Origin of the sequence: Haloferax chudinovii, assembly GCF_042663345.1 — an archaeon.
Taxonomy (GTDB): domain Archaea; phylum Halobacteriota; class Halobacteria; order Halobacteriales; family Haloferacaceae; genus Haloferax; species Haloferax chudinovii.
The window spans coordinates 687,931-702,999 of sequence record NZ_JBHTAB010000001.1; the positions used below are offsets into that span (position 1 = coordinate 687,931).

A 15,069-nucleotide genomic window follows, 5' to 3' on the forward strand; every position below is an offset into this window, starting at 1 on the left:
AAAACGAGTTATCTATTAGGAGAGTCTGACACCGTCGACCCTGAACGTAGATGAATGGGATTTAAGCGCGTGCCTTCCCCTCCCACGCATGGTAATGAAGCTTCACGAATACCAGGCGAAGGATATCTTCGCAGAGGCTGGGATTCCGGTGCCAGAGTCCCGTCTCGCGTCGTCGGTAGAGGAGGTCATGGAGGCGGTCGAGGAGATCGGATACCCCGCCGCCATCAAGGCGCAGGTACACGTCGGTGGGCGTGGCAAGGCCGGTGGCATCAAAATCGCCACGGACGAGGACGAGGCTCGACAGGCCGCAGAGGACATCCTCGGGATGGATCTCAAGGGCTACACGGTCGAGCGGGTGCTCGTCGAGGCCGGTGTCGACTTCGAGAACGAGCTGTACGTCGGCATCACGATGGACCGAAGCGAGGGCAAGCCCGTCGCGATGGTCTCGACGGAAGGTGGCGTCAACATCGAGGAAGTGGCCGAGGAGAACCCCGATGCCATCGCGCGCGAACACATCGACCCCGCGTTCGGCCTGCACCCCTATCAGGCCCGCAAGGTCGTTTTCGAGGCGGGTATCCCCCGCGACGTGGCCTTCGACGTGGCCTCGTTCCTCACGACGCTGTACGACCTCTACGAGTCGAACGACGCCTCGGACATCGAAATCAACCCCGTCATGATTACCTCGGACCGCGACATCGTCGCCGCGGACGCCGTCATGAACATCGACGACGACGCCCTGTTCCGTCACGACGACCTCGCGGCGATGGAAGAGGACGCCTACGAGAACGACCTCGAAGCCAAGGCCGGCGAGTACGGCTTCGACTACGTCCGTCTGTCGGGTAACGTCGGCATCATCGGCAACGGTGCCGGGCTCGTCATGACGACGCTCGACCTCGTGGACTACTTCGGCGGCGAACCCGCCAACTTCCTCGACATCGGCGGCGGCGCGAAAGCAGAGCGCGTGTCGAACGCGCTTGACATGGTGTTCTCCGACGAGAACGTCGACTCCGTCGTGTTCAACATCTTCGGCGGCATCACCCGCGGCGACGAGGTCGCCAAGGGTATCAACGAGGCCTTAGAGAGCTTCGACGAGATTCCCAAGCCGGTCGTCGTCCGCCTCGCGGGCACGAACGCCGAGGAGGGTATGGAGATTCTGAACACGGACCTCGTACAGGTCGAGGGGACGCTGGAGGACGCCGTCCAGCGTGCCGTCGAGAACGCACAGGAGGTGTCCCAATGAGCATTTTCGTCGACGACGACACGCGAGTGGTTGTACAGGGTATCACGGGTGGCGAAGGCAAGTTCCACACCCGGCAGATGGTCGAATACGGCACGAACGTCGTCGCCGGGACCTCCCCCGGAAAGGGCGGTCAGGACGTCGACGGCATCCCCGTCTACGACACCGTCGAAGAGGCGGTCGACGAGGAAGACGCCAACGCCTCGGTCGTGTTCGTTCCGCCGGCGTTCGCGGGCGACGCCATCTTCGAGGCGCTCGACACGGACCTCGACCTCGTCGTCGCCATCACCGAGGGCGTCCCGACGCAGGACATGGCCAAGGTCAACAAGCGCCTGTCGGAGACCGACACGCGCCTCATCGGCCCCAACTGCCCGGGCATCATCACGCCCGGCGAGTCCAAGCTCGGCATCCTCCCCGGCAACATCTTCGAGGAGGGGAACGTCGGCCTCGTCTCCCGCTCCGGCACCCTCACCTACCAGGTCGTCTCGAACCTGACCGAGCGCGGCATCGGCCAGACCACCGCCATCGGCATCGGCGGCGACCCCATCATCGGCACCTCGTTCGTCGACGCCCTCGAAGCGTTCGAGAACGACCCCGACACCCACGCCGTCGTCATGTGCGGCGAAATCGGCGGCGAGGACGAAGAGCAGGCCGCGAAGTTCATCGCGGAGCACATGGACACGCCCGTCGCCGGCTTCATCGCCGGCCGCACGGCACCGCCGGGCAAGCGCATGGGTCACGCCGGCGCTATCGTCTCCGGGTCGGGCACGGGTACCGCTGAGTCCAAGATTTCCGCCCTCAACGACGCGGGCGTCCCCGTCGGCGACACCCCCAACGAGGTCGCCGACCACATCGAAGACTTCCTCTAACTCCGCCTCGAACGCGGTTTTCGGCCTGTTGGTTCTTTTTCGCCCCTATCGCAACGCCGCCCCGCACAGCCCACAGCGCCCGCCGTCGGTCGCGTTCGGCGCGCCGCACTCCCGACAGACCGTCGTCCGCCGGCGCGACTGCTCCCGCGCGGACCGCAGGAACGTCGTCGGGTCGAGCGCCGTTCCGGTCGGCCCGTTGCCCTCGTCGACCCTGTCGAGGATGCGCTCGACGAGGGCGTCCTCGCGCATGGCGTCGAGCAGTCTGATGAACCCGACGAACAACAGCGACGGCGCGACGATGCAGAAGCCCGCCACGAGCAGGCGGAACTCGGTTTCCATGCCGTCTGCTAGCGCCCAACGGGTGTATGGCTGACGCTCGAGTCGGCTCGACTCGCGTTCGCGACTGTCGGTGTCGGTCCGCCGTCTGTCGTGTCGTCCAGTATCTCGTTTGATACTCGAATGTGCGGATTTATACACCATATTCGAGTCGGTACGGTAATGGCCGAGAACCTCGTTTTGGAGGCCGAATCACGGCTTCCTGATGCGATTACGGAGACCGACATGCGGCGGCTCGTCGCCGCGATGGTGCCCGTCTCAGTCCACGTCGCCGGCGTCGGAGCCGTCCAGTATCAACAGACGGCATCTACGATAGACGAGAACGCCCGCGCCGACCTCCCCACCGACGGCCCCGCCGCCGGGGGCACGCTCGACGGGCGGTCCTCGGCGACCCTGACGGCCGCGAAAGCGGACATGCCCGCGGACGTCTGAGATGCGCGTCGACGACATCATGACCGACGAGGTGGCGACCGTCGACCTGAGGTCGAGCGTCGCCGACTGCGCCCGGACCATGCTCCGCGAGGGCGCGGGGAGCGTCGTCGTGACGGCCGACGGCGGCCCCGCGGGCATCGTCACCGAGTCGGACGCGCTCCGCGCCGGCGTGGCGAGCGGGAAGCCGCTTTCGGCGGTCCCGACCCGCGCGGTCATGTCGAGTCCCATCAAGTGGGTCCGACCGGACTCCACCGCGCGTGCGGCCGCCAAGAAGATGCGCGAAAAGCGGGTGAAAAAGCTCGTCGTCGTCGTCGACAGTTCCGAGATGGTCGGTATCGTGACCGCCACGGACATCGCTTTCCATCTCTCGGACGTGGCCCGCGACGTCGGCCAGATGATAGAACTCAAGGACAAGTGGGAGTCGGACCGCCGGTTCCGCTGACCGCCGCCCGCCGGTCGTCAGTCGTTCCACGCTGACTGCTACCAGTAACCAAATCGGCGAAGCGTTGATAACGACGTCTCGCTTCTAGTCGCGACGAGTGTACGACCGTCTCGCGTCGATTCGTCCCCGCGTCAGGTCCGGCCTCGAACGAGCGTTCGCGGCGGACCACACACCTCACGAGGTGGCCGCCAGCTTCGCGTTCGGCGTCTTCTTCGTGGCCATGCCGACCGCGGGGACCGCCCTCGCGCTGTTCGTCCTCATCGCCTACTTCGTCGAGCGGGCGAGCCGACTCGCGCTCGTCGCCACGCTCGTCGTGTTCAACCCGCCCGTCAAATGGGCGGTGTACGGCGCGAGCTTCTGGCTCGGCTCGCACCTGCTCGGCCCGGTTCCGGGGGCCTCAGTCGCAGACGTGTCGCTCAGCGCCGGTCTCGATATCCTGTTTCGACAGCTCGTCGGCAACACGATTCTCGCCGTCGCCCTCGCCGTCGTCGGCTACGCGGTGACGCTCCAACTGGCGCGTCTCCACCACCAGCGACAGCGGTCGGCGTCGCCGACGGGAGCCGCCGAGAGTCGAAGCGACGACGCCCGACCCGACGTGCCGTCGTGACGCTACCGCTGTGTCCGCTCTTGTCTGCCCTCGTCGAACGCCCGGAGCGACTGGATGAGCTTGTAGCCCAGATAGACGACCGCGAGCGGGATGAGGAGCAACAGCGCGAGGATGACGAGTTCCGGACCGCCGGGAATCTGTAGGAGGGTCATGGGCGGAATTCGCGGGCGATGGACATAGTGGTTGGGTGGTGCGGGAGGCTGTGTCGAGTAACACGCTCGCGTCGCTCGCGTGAACCTCACTCGCAACGCTACGCGACTCACGGCTCCGCCGGTCATTTTACTGCGACACTGGGTGTCGCACGTTGCTCGCTGGTTCAAATCTGACCCGCGACACGATTGCACGCGACTCGGGGTACCGAGCACACGCTACGCGGTGCTCGGGAGGTAATTCGTCGCGAGAAAGTAGTGGGTTGGGGCAGATTTGAACTGCCGGCCTCCTCCATGTCAAGGAGGTGTCATAACCAGACTAGACCACCAACCCGGTGTGTTGCGAACATCGCCGAACGCCGAAACGCGGGAAGAGGAGTGGGTTGGGGCAGATTTGAACTGCCGGCCTCCTCCATGTCAAGGAGGTGTCATAACCAGACTAGACCACCAACCCGGTTACGGTGCTTCCCGCGTCCGTTCGGACGTATCTCTCCGTTGTCCGGGGTTACAATTTAAGCTTTCGAATCGGACTACGTGCGGCGATTCGGGTCACAGCGCGGTCCCGCCGTCCGTCGCGGTCGATTCACCCCGTGCGGCGACCGCCCGATGGCGGCGATTTTCGCCAGCCCGACACCCTTAAGCCGATGTACGGATTTGTACATCATAACCCGAAGAAGTACATCGGTGATTACCAATGCAGGATTATATCGAACGTGTGACCGGCGGTGCGGACCTGACTGTCGAGGAGGCGCGCGACGCCGCGCGGGCGGTCTTCGAGGACGCGACCGAGGCGCAGATCGGCGCGCTCCTCGCCGCACTCCGGGCGAAAGGCGAGACCGAGGCCGAAATCGCGGGCTTCGCGCAGGGAATGCGCGACGCCGCCCTGACCATCGAGCCCGACCGCGGCCCGCTCGTCGACACCTGCGGCACCGGCGGCGACGACTACAACACCATCAACGTCTCGACCACGAGCGCGCTCGTCGCGGCCGGCGCGGGCGCGGCGGTGGCCAAGCACGGCAACTACTCCGTCTCTTCGTCTTCCGGGAGCGCCGACGTGCTGGAGGTCGCCGGCGTGAACGTCGAGGCCGAACCCGAGTCCGTCGAGGCGTGCATCGATGACAAGGGCGTCGGCTTCATGCTCGCGCCCGTGTTCCACCCCGCGATGAAGGCTGTCATCGGCCCGCGGAAAGAACTCGGCATGCGGACCGTATTCAACGTCCTCGGGCCGCTGACGAACCCCGCCGGGGCCGACGCGCAGGTCCTCGGCGTCTACGACGCCGACCTCGTCCCGCTCATCGCCGAGTCGCTGTCGCACATGCCCGTCGAGCGCGCCCTCGTCGTCCACGGCTCCGGCATGGACGAAATCGCGCTCCACGACGCGACGACGGTCGCCGAAATCGACGGCGACGAAATCACCGAGTACACGCTCACGCCCGCCGACCTCGGTCTCGAACGGGCCCCCATCGAGGCGGTCGCCGGCGGCACGCCGCAGGAGAACGCCGACGACCTCGAAGGCATCCTCACCGGCGACGTGACCGGGCCGAAGCGCGACCTCATCCTCGCCAACGCCGGCGCGGCCGTCTACGTCGCCGACCTCGCGGACTCGCTGGAGGAGGGCGTCGAGGTCGCCCGCGACGCCATCGACTCCGGTGCCGCGGAAGCCAAACTCGACGCGCTCCGGGAGGCGTGAGATGACCCGCGTCAAAGTGTGCGGCGTCACCAACGAGGCCGACCTCGACGCCGTCGACGCGGCCGGTGCCGACGCGGTGGGTGCCATCTGCGACGTGCCCGTGGACACGCCCCGCGAGATTTCTCGCGAGCACGCCCGCGGGCTGTTCGCCGCCGCGCCGCCGTTCCTCACAACCGTCCTCGTGACCATGCCCGACTCCATCGACCACGCCCGCGACCTCGCCCGCGAGGTCGGCCCCGACGTGCTCCAACTCCACGGCGAGTTCGCGGCCGACGACCTCGACTCGCTCCGCGCGACCGGCGTCCGCGTCGTCCCCGTCGTGGACGCCACCGACCTCGACCGCGCACGCGCTGTCGCGCCCGTCGTCGACGCCGTCCTCGTGGACACGCCCTCCGCCTCGGGCGCGGGCGGGACCGGCGAGACCCACGACTGGGACGCCTCGCGCGAACTCGTCGAAGCGGTCGACGTACCCGTGGTGCTCGCGGGCGGCCTGTCGCCCGACAACGTCGCCGAGGCGGTTCGGACGGTCGAACCCGACGGCGTCGACGTCGCCAGCGGCGTCGAGGCCTCAGGCGGCGTCAAGGACCACGACGCGGTCCGCGCGTTCGTCGCCGCGGCGAAGGCGGCTCGCGGGGAGTCCGACGACCACGAGGAGGCGCTCGCGTGACGGCTCCCGACACCGACCGCGAGGAGTTCGTCGACCTCGTCGGCGACGCGGACGAACCGGTCGTGACGCACCTCGTTTCCGACCTCGACGCGTCGGTGGACCCGCTGGCCGCGTACACGACGCTCGCCGACCGAAGCGACTACGGCTTCCTCTTGGAGAGCGCCGAGAAGGTCTCGTCCAGCAACCCGCAGGGCGCGTTCTCGGCGCCCGCGGCCGCCGCCGATTCGCACGCCCGCTTCTCGTTCGTCGGCTACGACCCAGAAGCGGTCGTGACGGTCGGCCCCGACGGCGTCGACGTGACCGACCTCGGCGGTCCCGCCGCGGAGTTCGTCGGCGCGGGCGACGGCGACGTGCTCGACTCCCTGCGCGGCGCGCTCCCGGACCTCCCGCGCGTCAACTTCCCCGAGACGGACCGTCAGACGCTCACCGGCGGGCTGGTCGGCTTCCTCGCCTACGAGGCCGTTTACGACCTCTGGCTCGACGAAGTCGGCCGCGAGCGCCCCGACACCGACGACCCGGACGCCGAGTTCGTCCTCACGACCCGGACCCTCTCGTTCGACCACCGCGAGGACGCCGTCCGCCTCGTCTGTACCCCCGTCGTTACCCCCGACGACGACCCCGGCGAAGTGTACGACGGCGTCGTCGCCGAGGCCGAACGCGTCGCCGAGAAGCTCCGCGCGGCGGACGACCCCTCGCCCGGCGGCTTCGAGCGGACCGGCGAGGACGCCGGTTCGCGCGAGGACTACGAGGCCGCGGTCAGGAAGACGAAAGAACACGTCCGCGACGGCGACATCTATCAGGGCGTCATCTCGCGCACCCGGAAACTCCGCGGACAGGTGGACCCGGTCGGCCTGTACGCCTCCCTGCGCGAGGTGAACCCCTCGCCGTACATGTACTTACTCCGGCACGGCGACCGGCGCGTCGTCGGCGCGAGCCCCGAGACGCTCGTCTCCGTGCGCGGCGACCGCGTCGTCGTCAACCCCATCGCGGGGACGTGCCAGCGCGGCTCCGGCCCGGTCGAGGACCGCCGCCTCGCCGGCGAACTCCTCGCGGACGCGAAAGAGCGCGCCGAGCACACGATGCTCGTCGATCTCGGCCGCAACGACGTGCGCCGGGTCTCGATGCCCGGGAGCGTCCGCGTCGAGGACTTCATGAGCATCATCAAGTACAGCCACGTCCAGCACATCGAATCGACCGTCTCGGGGACGCTCGACGGCGACTCGGACGCCTTCGACGCCACGCGCGTGACGTTCCCCGCGGGGACGCTCACCGGCGCGCCGAAGGTCCGCGCGATGGAGATTATCGACGACCTCGAAGCCGAGCCCCGCGGCGTCTACGGCGGCGGCGTCGGCTACTACTCGTGGACCGGCGACGCCGACATGGCCATCGTCATCCGGACCGCGACGCTCGAAGCCGGCGGCTCGGAGGACACCATCACCGTCCGCGCGGGGGCCGGCATCGTCGCCGACTCCGACCCGACCGCGGAGTACGAGGAGACCGAACAGAAGATGGGTGGGGTGCTCGACGCCGTCCGCCGCATCGAGTACGGGACCGAGGAGGCGTCGCAATGATTCGGCTCGTCGTCGTCGACAACTTCGATTCGTTCACGTACAACCTCGTGGAGTACTTCTCCGAGCAGACCGTCGAGGGCGAACCGCTCGACATCGAGGTGCGGAAGAACACCGCGTCGCTCGACGAGATACGCGACCTCGACCCCGACGCCATCGTCATCTCGCCGGGGCCGGGGCATCCGAAGAACGACCGCGACGTGGGCGTGACGAACGACGTGCTCGCGGAGCTCTCGACCGAGATTCCGACGCTCGGGGTCTGTCTCGGCCTCGAAGCCGCGGTGTACGCCTACGGCGGAACCATCGGCCACGCCCCGGAGCCGATTCACGGCAAGGCGTTCCCGGTCGACCACGACGGCGAGGGCGTCTTCGGCGGCCTCGAAGACGGCTTCCCGGCCGGGCGCTACCACTCCCTCGTCGCCACGGAGGTCCCCGACTGCTTCGACGTCTCGGCGACGACCGACCACGACGGCGAGGCCCTCGTGATGGGCGTTCGTCACCGCGAGTATCCCATCGAGTGCGTCCAGTTCCACCCCGAGAGCGTGCTCACGGGGTCGGGACACGGCGTCGTCAGAAACTTCCTCACGTCGGTCGCCGGCTTCGACGTGGCCTGAGACGGGTCAGATTCGGCCGCGTCGAGGTGCGACTGCTGACTCCCGCCTGCGACGTTCTCTTCTCAGTCGCGGACAGGCGGCTCTACTGTCGTCTCAGAGGACGTTGATGCCGAAAAACGACAGCAACAACAGCGCGCCCACGACGATGGCGGCGATGGTGACCAGTCGCCACGCGACTTTGAGGAACAGCCGGCCGACGAGGATGACGACGGCGACGGCCGCGAGCACCACGAGCATCTGACCGAGCGGCCCCGAGAGCAGGCCGCCGAGCTGTAGCGGGGTGAGCGCGAGGGGAGTCAGTACCATACCCCGATATGACACCCGTAGAGCGGATAAGCTTGTGGGCGGTCTCGTCGCTCGGTTCCGGCGTGACTTTTCGGCCGAAACGACGGATTTCGGCACCCCTGAGCGACCGCGGAATTAGAACATACAAATTCTGATAATTATGCGGCCGTCGACTGTCCGGTCTTCCTTTATATCCTCTCCGGTGATGCGGGACCGTTCACCATGTGACGGTTTCAGACGCTTCGTCTCCCCCCTCACGTTCTACTGGATATCACGGCTACGTCTTGCGATTTCTCGCATCACGATTTCACTTTCGCTCCGCTCTACCTACGGTTATGTGGTTTCCGTCCGTCGTCTGAATCCGTGCACTTCGGACCCGGTCGTCGGCCGTCGGGTAATTGCACTAAGTATGATACGTTCGGCGGTCGAACCTCCGAGTTCGAAGCCCTTAACCAACCACGCAACACACACCAATATCGTCACCAATGAGCGGAATTTCCGGACACTATCGACGCGACCTCGCCCGAACGCGGCTCGGGCGGGAGGCACAGTAAGATGAGCGACGCGAACCTCTCGACGGACGAGCTCGTGCTTCCGGTCAAGCGGACCGAAGGCGAGACTCTCGAAGCGCGGATGACGGGCAACGCCTACAGCAACATCCTCCCCGCCCGCTACCTCCGCAAGGACGCCGACGGCGACCTCATCGAGACGCAGGAGGACCTGTTCCCCCGCGTCGCGAAGAACATCGCGCTCGCGGAGGCCGTCTTCGAGGCCGAAAAGCGCGACACCGAAATCACGGTCACGCCCGACCTTATCAAGCCGGACCACCCGCGCCGAGACGAACTCGCCGCGGAGGTCTTCGGCAAGGGCGTCACGGCCAACGACGACGAGGCCGAGGCGACGCTCTCGGTGTACAACGTCAACAAATTCGCCTACGACACTCTCGTCTCCGAACTCCCCGAGGAGGTACGCGAGGTCGTCGTCGAGAAGCGCGAGACGTTCGAGGAGCTGATGGAACAGCTCTCGTTCATGCCGAACTCGCCGACGCTCATGAACGCCGGCGACGAACTCCAGCAGTTGTCTGCCTGTTTCGTCGACTCGCCCGGTGACGACATCACCGACATCCACCAGACGGCCAAGGAGGCCGCCGAGGTGTTCCAGTCCGGCGGCGGCATGGGCTACGCCTTCTGGAAGCTCCGCCCCTACGGCGACGCGGTCGGCTCGACCGGCGGCATCGCCTCCGGACCCATCACGTTCATGCGGACGTTCGACCAGATGTGCGAGACCATCGCGCAGGGCGGCGCGCGCCGCGGCGCGCAGATGGGCGTCATGCGCGTCAGCCACCCCGACGTCATCCAGTTCCTCCACGCGAAGAACAAGGACGTGTCGCTCGCGCACACGCTCCGCCTGAACGACCCCGACGACTTCACCCACACCAAGTTCGTCGACGCGCTCGACGAGGCACGCGAACTCATCGACGAGGACGGGCGCGTCCCCAAGCACCTCCGCAACGCCGTCGAGGGCCACCTCTCGAACTTCAACATCTCCGTCGGTATCACCGACGGCTTCATGGAGGCGCTGTACAACGACGAGGAGTTCGTCTTCACGAACCCCCGCACCGAAGAGCCGCACGTCGCCACGCCCCAGACGAAAGAGATCTACGACATGTTCGATCTCGGCGAGTACGTCGAGGTCGGCGAGGTGCTGTCGGTCCCCGCGAAGGAACTCTGGGACCAGATCATCGAGGGCGCGTGGGAGAACGGCGAACCCGGCGTCGTCTACCTCGAACGCGCGAACAAACAGCACTCCTTCGACGTCGAAAAACACCCCGACCACCGCATCCTCGCGACCAACCCGTGCGTCACCGGTGACACGTTGATAAGTACCGAGAGCGGCCTCGTCCCGGCCGAAGAGCTGTACGAGCAGGGTGTCGCTCGCGACGTGGTCGTCGATGGCCGCCTGAGCGAAGACCGGGTCAAGGAAGCAAGTAGCGTCTACAAGACCGGAGAGAAGGACGTCTACAAACTCACGACCGAGGAAGGATACGAACTACGTCTCACGGTCGACCACCGGGTCATGACTGACGACGGATGGGTCGAAGCCGGAGACCTCGACGCCGGCGACACGGTCCACATCCAGAACCGAAAAGGTTCCTTCGGGTCACACGGGTCTGCTGAGGAGGGTCGCGTGCTCGGCTGGCTCGTCGGCGACGGCCACCTCAAGCACGAAGAGGAGCGAGCGGTACTGAACTTTTACGACGACGACTCGACGCTTTCTGAATCGTTCACCGCGGACGTCAACGCTGTCGTTAGAGACCCTCACAAGAACCGTGACTACACTGTCGGTGTGAGTACTATCAACCGAGCGGACAGCTACCGTGGTCCGCAGGCGGTCGAACAGCGGATCCGCTCGACGCGACTGTACGAGTACGCCGTCGAATCGGGGCTCGGCGAGAATAAGCTCCAGATTCCCGATGCGGTGATGCGTGGTAGCGAGGACATGGCTCGCGGGTTCCTCCGTGGGCTGTTCAGCGCCGACGGAGGCGTTCAGGGAACACCAGAGAAGGGTGTCTCGGCCCGTCTTTGGAGCACGGATGCTAACCTGCTCAAGCAGACACAACAGTTACTCCTCAACTTCGGCATCGCAAGCAAGGTCCTCACCGACCGGAAGAAAGAGGGGTCGAAAGAACTCCCCGATGGGAAGGGAGGGATGAAATCGTACGATACGAAAGCAGGACACGAACTCATCATCGCCAAGGAAAATCTCGTCCGATTCCGGGACGAGATCGGGTTCCTCCACGAGACGAAGAACAACGCGCTGGCAGAGCGGCTCGACAGCTACGACCGCGGACCGTACAGCGAGCAGTTCGAGGTCACCGTCGAGTCCGTCAAGGCAGACGGACACGAGGCCGTGTACGACCTCACCGAACCCGACACCCACTCGTTCGTCGCGAACGGCATTGTCGTTCACAACTGCGGCGAACAGCCGCTCGAGGAGTACGAGGCGTGTAACCTCGGCCACATCAACCTCTCGACGCTCGTCGCGGAGGACTCGCCCGACTGGCGCGTCTGGTACGACGCCCACGGCGACGAGTACGACTCGCTGGAGGCCGCGACGGACGCCTTCCTCGAAGACGCCGTCGACTGGGAGGAGTTCAACCACCGCATCGAAAGCGGCACGCGCTTCCTCGAAAACGTCGTCACGATGTCGGACTTCCCGGTCGAGAAGATCGAGGAGAAGGTCCGCGAACTCCGTAAAATCGGCCTCGGCATCATGGGGCTCGCCCAGATGTACATCCAGCTCGGCGTCCGCTACGGCTCCGAAGAGGGCAACGAGATGGCCCAGCAACTCATGACCCACATCAACCACGGGTCCAAGCGGGCCTCCCACGAACTCGCCGCGGAGCGCGGCCCGTTCGAGGCGTGGGAAGACTCGAAGTACGCGAACCCGACGGAGTACCGCGAGTGGTTCGAACACCACACCGGCGAGGACGCCGACGACTGGGAAGACGGCTACCCCATCCGCAACCACAACACGACGACCATCGCGCCGACGGGCACCACCTCGATGGTGTCGAACACCACCGGCGGCTGTGAGCCCATCTACAACGTCGCCTACTACAAGAACGTCTCCGACGACGTGCAGGGCGACGAGATGCTCGTCGAGTTCGACGACTACTTCCTCCGCGTGCTGGAGGCCAACGACATCGACGTCGAGGCCGTCAAGCGCGAGGCCCAAGAGCAGATGGCCGCAAACGAGTTCGACGGTGTCGACTCGCTGTCGACCGTCCCGGACGCCATCTCCGAGCTGTTCGTCGTGACCTCCGACCTCGCGGGCATCGAGCACGCGGGCGTCCAGTGCGCCCTCCAGAGCGGCGTCGACTCCGCCATCTCGAAGACCTGTAACTTCCCGAACAGCGCCTCGAAAGAGGACATGGACGAGGTCTACCGCTACATCTACGACCACGGTGGCAAGGGCGTCACCGTCTACCGCGACGGCACCCGCTCGAAGCAGGTGCTCACCACGCGCGCGAAGAACACCGAGTTCTCCGACGACGAGGAGGCCGCCGAGGCCATCGTCTCGCAGATTCGCGACGTGTTCGGCGACGTGGAGGCGTTCCTCGAATCCGAGGAAGTCTCGGACCTCATCGGGAGCGAACTCGAACTCGCCTTCGCCGACTCCCCGAGCGACGTGGGCAAAAAGCGCCCCCGCCCGGACGTGCTGTACGGCGTCACCCAGCGCATCGACACCGGCTACGGGAAGCTCTACGTCAACATCAACGAGGACGAACACGGCGAGCCGTTCGAACTGTTCGCCAACATCGGCAACTCCGGCGGTTTCACCGCCTCCTTCACCGAGGCGCTCGCCAAGACCGTCTCCACCTCGCTCCGCTCGGGCGTCGACCCCGAGGAGATCGCGAACGAGCTGAAGGGCATCCGGAGCCCGAAGGTCGCCTGGGACAAAGGAGAGCAGATCAACTCCATCCCGGACGCCATCGGGACCGCCATGCGGCGGTATCTCGACGGCGATATCGACAAGGGCTACCCGCAACAGCAGAACCTGACCGAGGTCGAAGCCGAGGCCGCCGCGGTCGAGGACGCGGACACCGACGGCGGCGTCGCCGTCGACGACGGCTCCGACAACGACGCCGTCGCGGACCTGCTCGCGGCGGGCGAGAGCCCCGAGTGTCCCGAGTGCGGCGAGATGGACCTCTACTACTCCGAGGGCTGTAAGACCTGTCAGAACTGCGGCTGGTCCGAGTGCTGAACGCGGGGCGGTAACTCCCCGCGGTCGCGGTCTGGTATCTCTTCTGCTCTGTTCTTTTGTCCCCGTCTCCGGGAGTCCGTACTGTCCGTCTCAGGGTGCGTTCGAACCCGCCGTATGAGCCCGTCGGAATCGGGAGGAACGCCGAGACACATCAAATTTCCTTCACGTGTGTTTCTCGAAGAATGTAGTTAGTGACTTAAACACGATATAAAGACTATATTAATGCCCGAATCATGAGGTGAAATAACACATTAATCTGGCACGTAGATTTAAGTTATCGCGGAGATACCGGTCGGGTGGACACACCGCGACGGGTGCCGGGCAGGGATGCTGGTCGCGCGACAGCGACGCGCCACCGGTGTCTTCGGCGAGCTGATACCGTCCGGGTGTCGGACATAACGCATGCAACTCAAACATCTCTTCACGGAAGACCGTGCAGTCAGTCCCGTCATCGGGGTTATCCTGATGGTGGCGATCACAGTCATCCTCGCGGCCGTCATCGGCACGTTCGTCCTCGGACTCGGCGACCAGGTCAGCGAGACGTCCCCGCAGGCGAGCTTTAGCTTCGATTACGACGGCACCGACAACCTGACCATCACCCACGAAAGCGGTGAGCAGATTGCCGCAAACCAGGTCACGGTAACCGGCAACTTCAGCAATCCCGGTAGTAACTGGACCGCTTACGGTGGCTCCGATCCGATCTCCGCAGGTGGGTCCGCCGTCGTAAACAACTCTGATGGATTCGCTGACGGCGACACCGTTCGCGTCATCTGGAACTCGCAGAGCGGAAGCACGTCCTCCACGCTCCAGCAGTGGACCTACAACGGATAGATGAATTTCAAACAACTCCTCGCCGAGGACGACGCGGTATCGCCGGTCATCGGCGTTATCCTCATGGTCGCCATCACGGTGATTCTCGCGGCCGTTATCGGGACGTTCGTCCTCGGTCTCGGCGACCAGGTCGGCGACACTGCTCCGCAGGCGAGTTTCGGGTTCGACTACAACGGCACCGCCCTCACGGTCACCCACGAAAGCGGTACTTCCATCGACGCCTCGCAGGTCAACGTCACCTCTACGGTTGCCCTTGACAACTCCACGGGAACTGAACTCGTCGGGGCGAGCGGTACGACCGGTACTTGGGAGTCGATATCTTCGGATTCGGAGACGGATATCACCGCCGGAAGTCAAGTGACGGTTGTTGAGCAGACGGCCGACGACCTCTCGACCGCGACTGTTCGAGTAATCTGGACCTCCGAGAGTGGCAGTAACTCCGCGACTCTCCAGAGTTGGTCCGGTCCCGACGCCTGAACGCAACACCGCCTTCGCGGCATCGTTTTCTTCCGACCGACCGATTCGCGAGCCGCGGGTGGCTCCACTCCCGCGGAGCGTGTCCGGCCGCGTCGCTG

Annotated in this window: 14 protein-coding genes, 2 tRNA genes and 1 pseudogene; 12 read left to right on the plus strand and 5 right to left on the minus strand. The window is 65.5% G+C overall.

Features of this window, described 5'->3' with window-relative positions; all coding sequences use genetic code 11:
• Nucleotides 1-94 precede the first annotated feature (94 nt).
• Both sucC and sucD read left to right on the plus strand, forming a co-directional pair.
• Complete coding sequence (gene sucC, locus ACFQI8_RS03635) at nt 95-1,240, plus strand: ADP-forming succinate--CoA ligase subunit beta (protein WP_390242850.1); 1,146 nt, start codon at nt 95-97, stop codon at nt 1,238-1,240.
• A complete protein-coding gene (gene sucD / locus ACFQI8_RS03640) occupies nt 1,237-2,106 on the plus strand; it encodes a succinate--CoA ligase subunit alpha (protein WP_390242851.1) in 870 nt (289 codons plus the stop codon). Before sucC ends, sucD begins: the two co-directional genes overlap by 4 nt.
• 45 nt (nt 2,107-2,151) lie before the next feature.
• Here sucD and ACFQI8_RS03645 read toward each other — a convergent pair whose 3' ends face one another.
• Entirely contained in the window at nt 2,152-2,445 is a 294-nt protein-coding gene (locus tag ACFQI8_RS03645; RefSeq protein ID WP_390242852.1) for a zinc ribbon domain-containing protein, read from the minus strand.
• A gap of 159 nt (nt 2,446-2,604) precedes the next feature.
• Here ACFQI8_RS03645 and ACFQI8_RS03650 point away from each other — a divergent pair.
• The 3 genes and pseudogenes from ACFQI8_RS03650 to ACFQI8_RS03660 all read left to right on the plus strand — a co-directional run.
• A pseudogene (locus tag ACFQI8_RS03650) lies at nt 2,605-2,871 on the plus strand (methyl-accepting chemotaxis protein); the annotation flags it as partial.
• A gap of 4 nt (nt 2,872-2,875) precedes the next feature.
• Complete coding sequence (locus tag ACFQI8_RS03655; protein ID WP_390242853.1) at nt 2,876-3,316, plus strand: CBS domain-containing protein; 441 nt, start codon at nt 2,876-2,878, stop codon at nt 3,314-3,316.
• A 97-nt stretch (nt 3,317-3,413) separates the two neighbouring features.
• Nucleotides 3,414-3,923, plus strand: a complete 510-nt coding sequence (locus ACFQI8_RS03660; RefSeq protein WP_390242854.1) for a DUF2062 domain-containing protein — start codon at nt 3,414-3,416, stop codon at nt 3,921-3,923.
• Nucleotides 3,924-3,925: 2 nt separating this feature from the next.
• Here ACFQI8_RS03660 and ACFQI8_RS03665 read toward each other — a convergent pair whose 3' ends face one another.
• From ACFQI8_RS03665 to ACFQI8_RS03675, 3 genes are all read right to left on the minus strand, one after another.
• Nucleotides 3,926-4,075: a hypothetical protein gene (locus tag ACFQI8_RS03665; protein WP_390242855.1), complete on the minus strand. Its 150-nt coding sequence runs from the start codon at nt 4,073-4,075 to the stop codon at nt 3,926-3,928.
• 256 nt (nt 4,076-4,331) lie between these two features.
• Nucleotides 4,332-4,406, minus strand: a tRNA-Val gene (locus ACFQI8_RS03670).
• Between the two features lie 45 nt (nt 4,407-4,451).
• Nucleotides 4,452-4,526: transfer RNA gene (locus ACFQI8_RS03675), tRNA-Val, on the minus strand.
• Between the two features lie 240 nt (nt 4,527-4,766).
• On the opposite strand from ACFQI8_RS03675, the gene trpD reads away from it, so the two are divergent.
• Genes trpD through trpG form a run of 4 tightly spaced genes read left to right on the plus strand, consistent with a single transcriptional unit; the run spans nt 4,767 to nt 8,611 of the window.
• Nucleotides 4,767-5,762: an anthranilate phosphoribosyltransferase gene (trpD, locus tag ACFQI8_RS03680; protein WP_390242856.1), complete on the plus strand. Its 996-nt coding sequence runs from the start codon at nt 4,767-4,769 to the stop codon at nt 5,760-5,762.
• A gap of 1 nt (nt 5,763) precedes the next feature.
• Complete coding sequence (gene trpF / locus ACFQI8_RS03685) at nt 5,764-6,429, plus strand: phosphoribosylanthranilate isomerase (protein WP_390242857.1); 666 nt, start codon at nt 5,764-5,766, stop codon at nt 6,427-6,429.
• Nucleotides 6,426-8,000 (plus strand): anthranilate synthase component I, encoded by a 1,575-nt coding sequence (gene trpE, locus ACFQI8_RS03690; RefSeq protein ID WP_390242858.1) that lies wholly within the window; start codon nt 6,426-6,428, stop codon nt 7,998-8,000. The genes trpF and trpE overlap by 4 nt, the downstream gene beginning before the upstream one ends.
• Complete coding sequence (gene trpG / locus ACFQI8_RS03695; protein WP_390242859.1) at nt 7,997-8,611, plus strand: anthranilate synthase component II; 615 nt, start codon at nt 7,997-7,999, stop codon at nt 8,609-8,611. The genes trpE and trpG overlap by 4 nt, the downstream gene beginning before the upstream one ends.
• A 93-nt stretch (nt 8,612-8,704) precedes the next feature.
• Here the strand turns inward: trpG and ACFQI8_RS03700 are convergent, their stop codons facing one another.
• The gene (locus ACFQI8_RS03700) at nt 8,705-8,917 is read right to left on the minus strand and encodes a hypothetical protein (protein ID WP_004969819.1); all 213 of its coding nucleotides are present in this window, start codon (nt 8,915-8,917) and stop codon (nt 8,705-8,707) included.
• A gap of 534 nt (nt 8,918-9,451) precedes the next feature.
• Here ACFQI8_RS03700 and ACFQI8_RS03705 point away from each other — a divergent pair.
• From ACFQI8_RS03705 to ACFQI8_RS03715, 3 genes are all read left to right on the plus strand, one after another.
• Nucleotides 9,452-13,663 carry a TSCPD domain-containing protein gene (locus ACFQI8_RS03705; protein WP_390242861.1) on the plus strand — a complete coding sequence of 1,404 codons (4,212 nt, stop codon included), beginning with the start codon at nt 9,452-9,454 and terminating at the stop codon, nt 13,661-13,663.
• A 402-nt stretch (nt 13,664-14,065) separates the two neighbouring features.
• Complete coding sequence (locus tag ACFQI8_RS03710) at nt 14,066-14,494, plus strand: type IV pilin domain-containing protein (protein ID WP_390242862.1); 429 nt, start codon at nt 14,066-14,068, stop codon at nt 14,492-14,494.
• Nucleotides 14,495-14,971 carry a type IV pilin domain-containing protein gene (locus tag ACFQI8_RS03715; RefSeq protein WP_390242863.1) on the plus strand — a complete coding sequence of 159 codons (477 nt, stop codon included), beginning with the start codon at nt 14,495-14,497 and terminating at the stop codon, nt 14,969-14,971.
• Nucleotides 14,972-15,069: the final 98 nt, after the last annotated feature.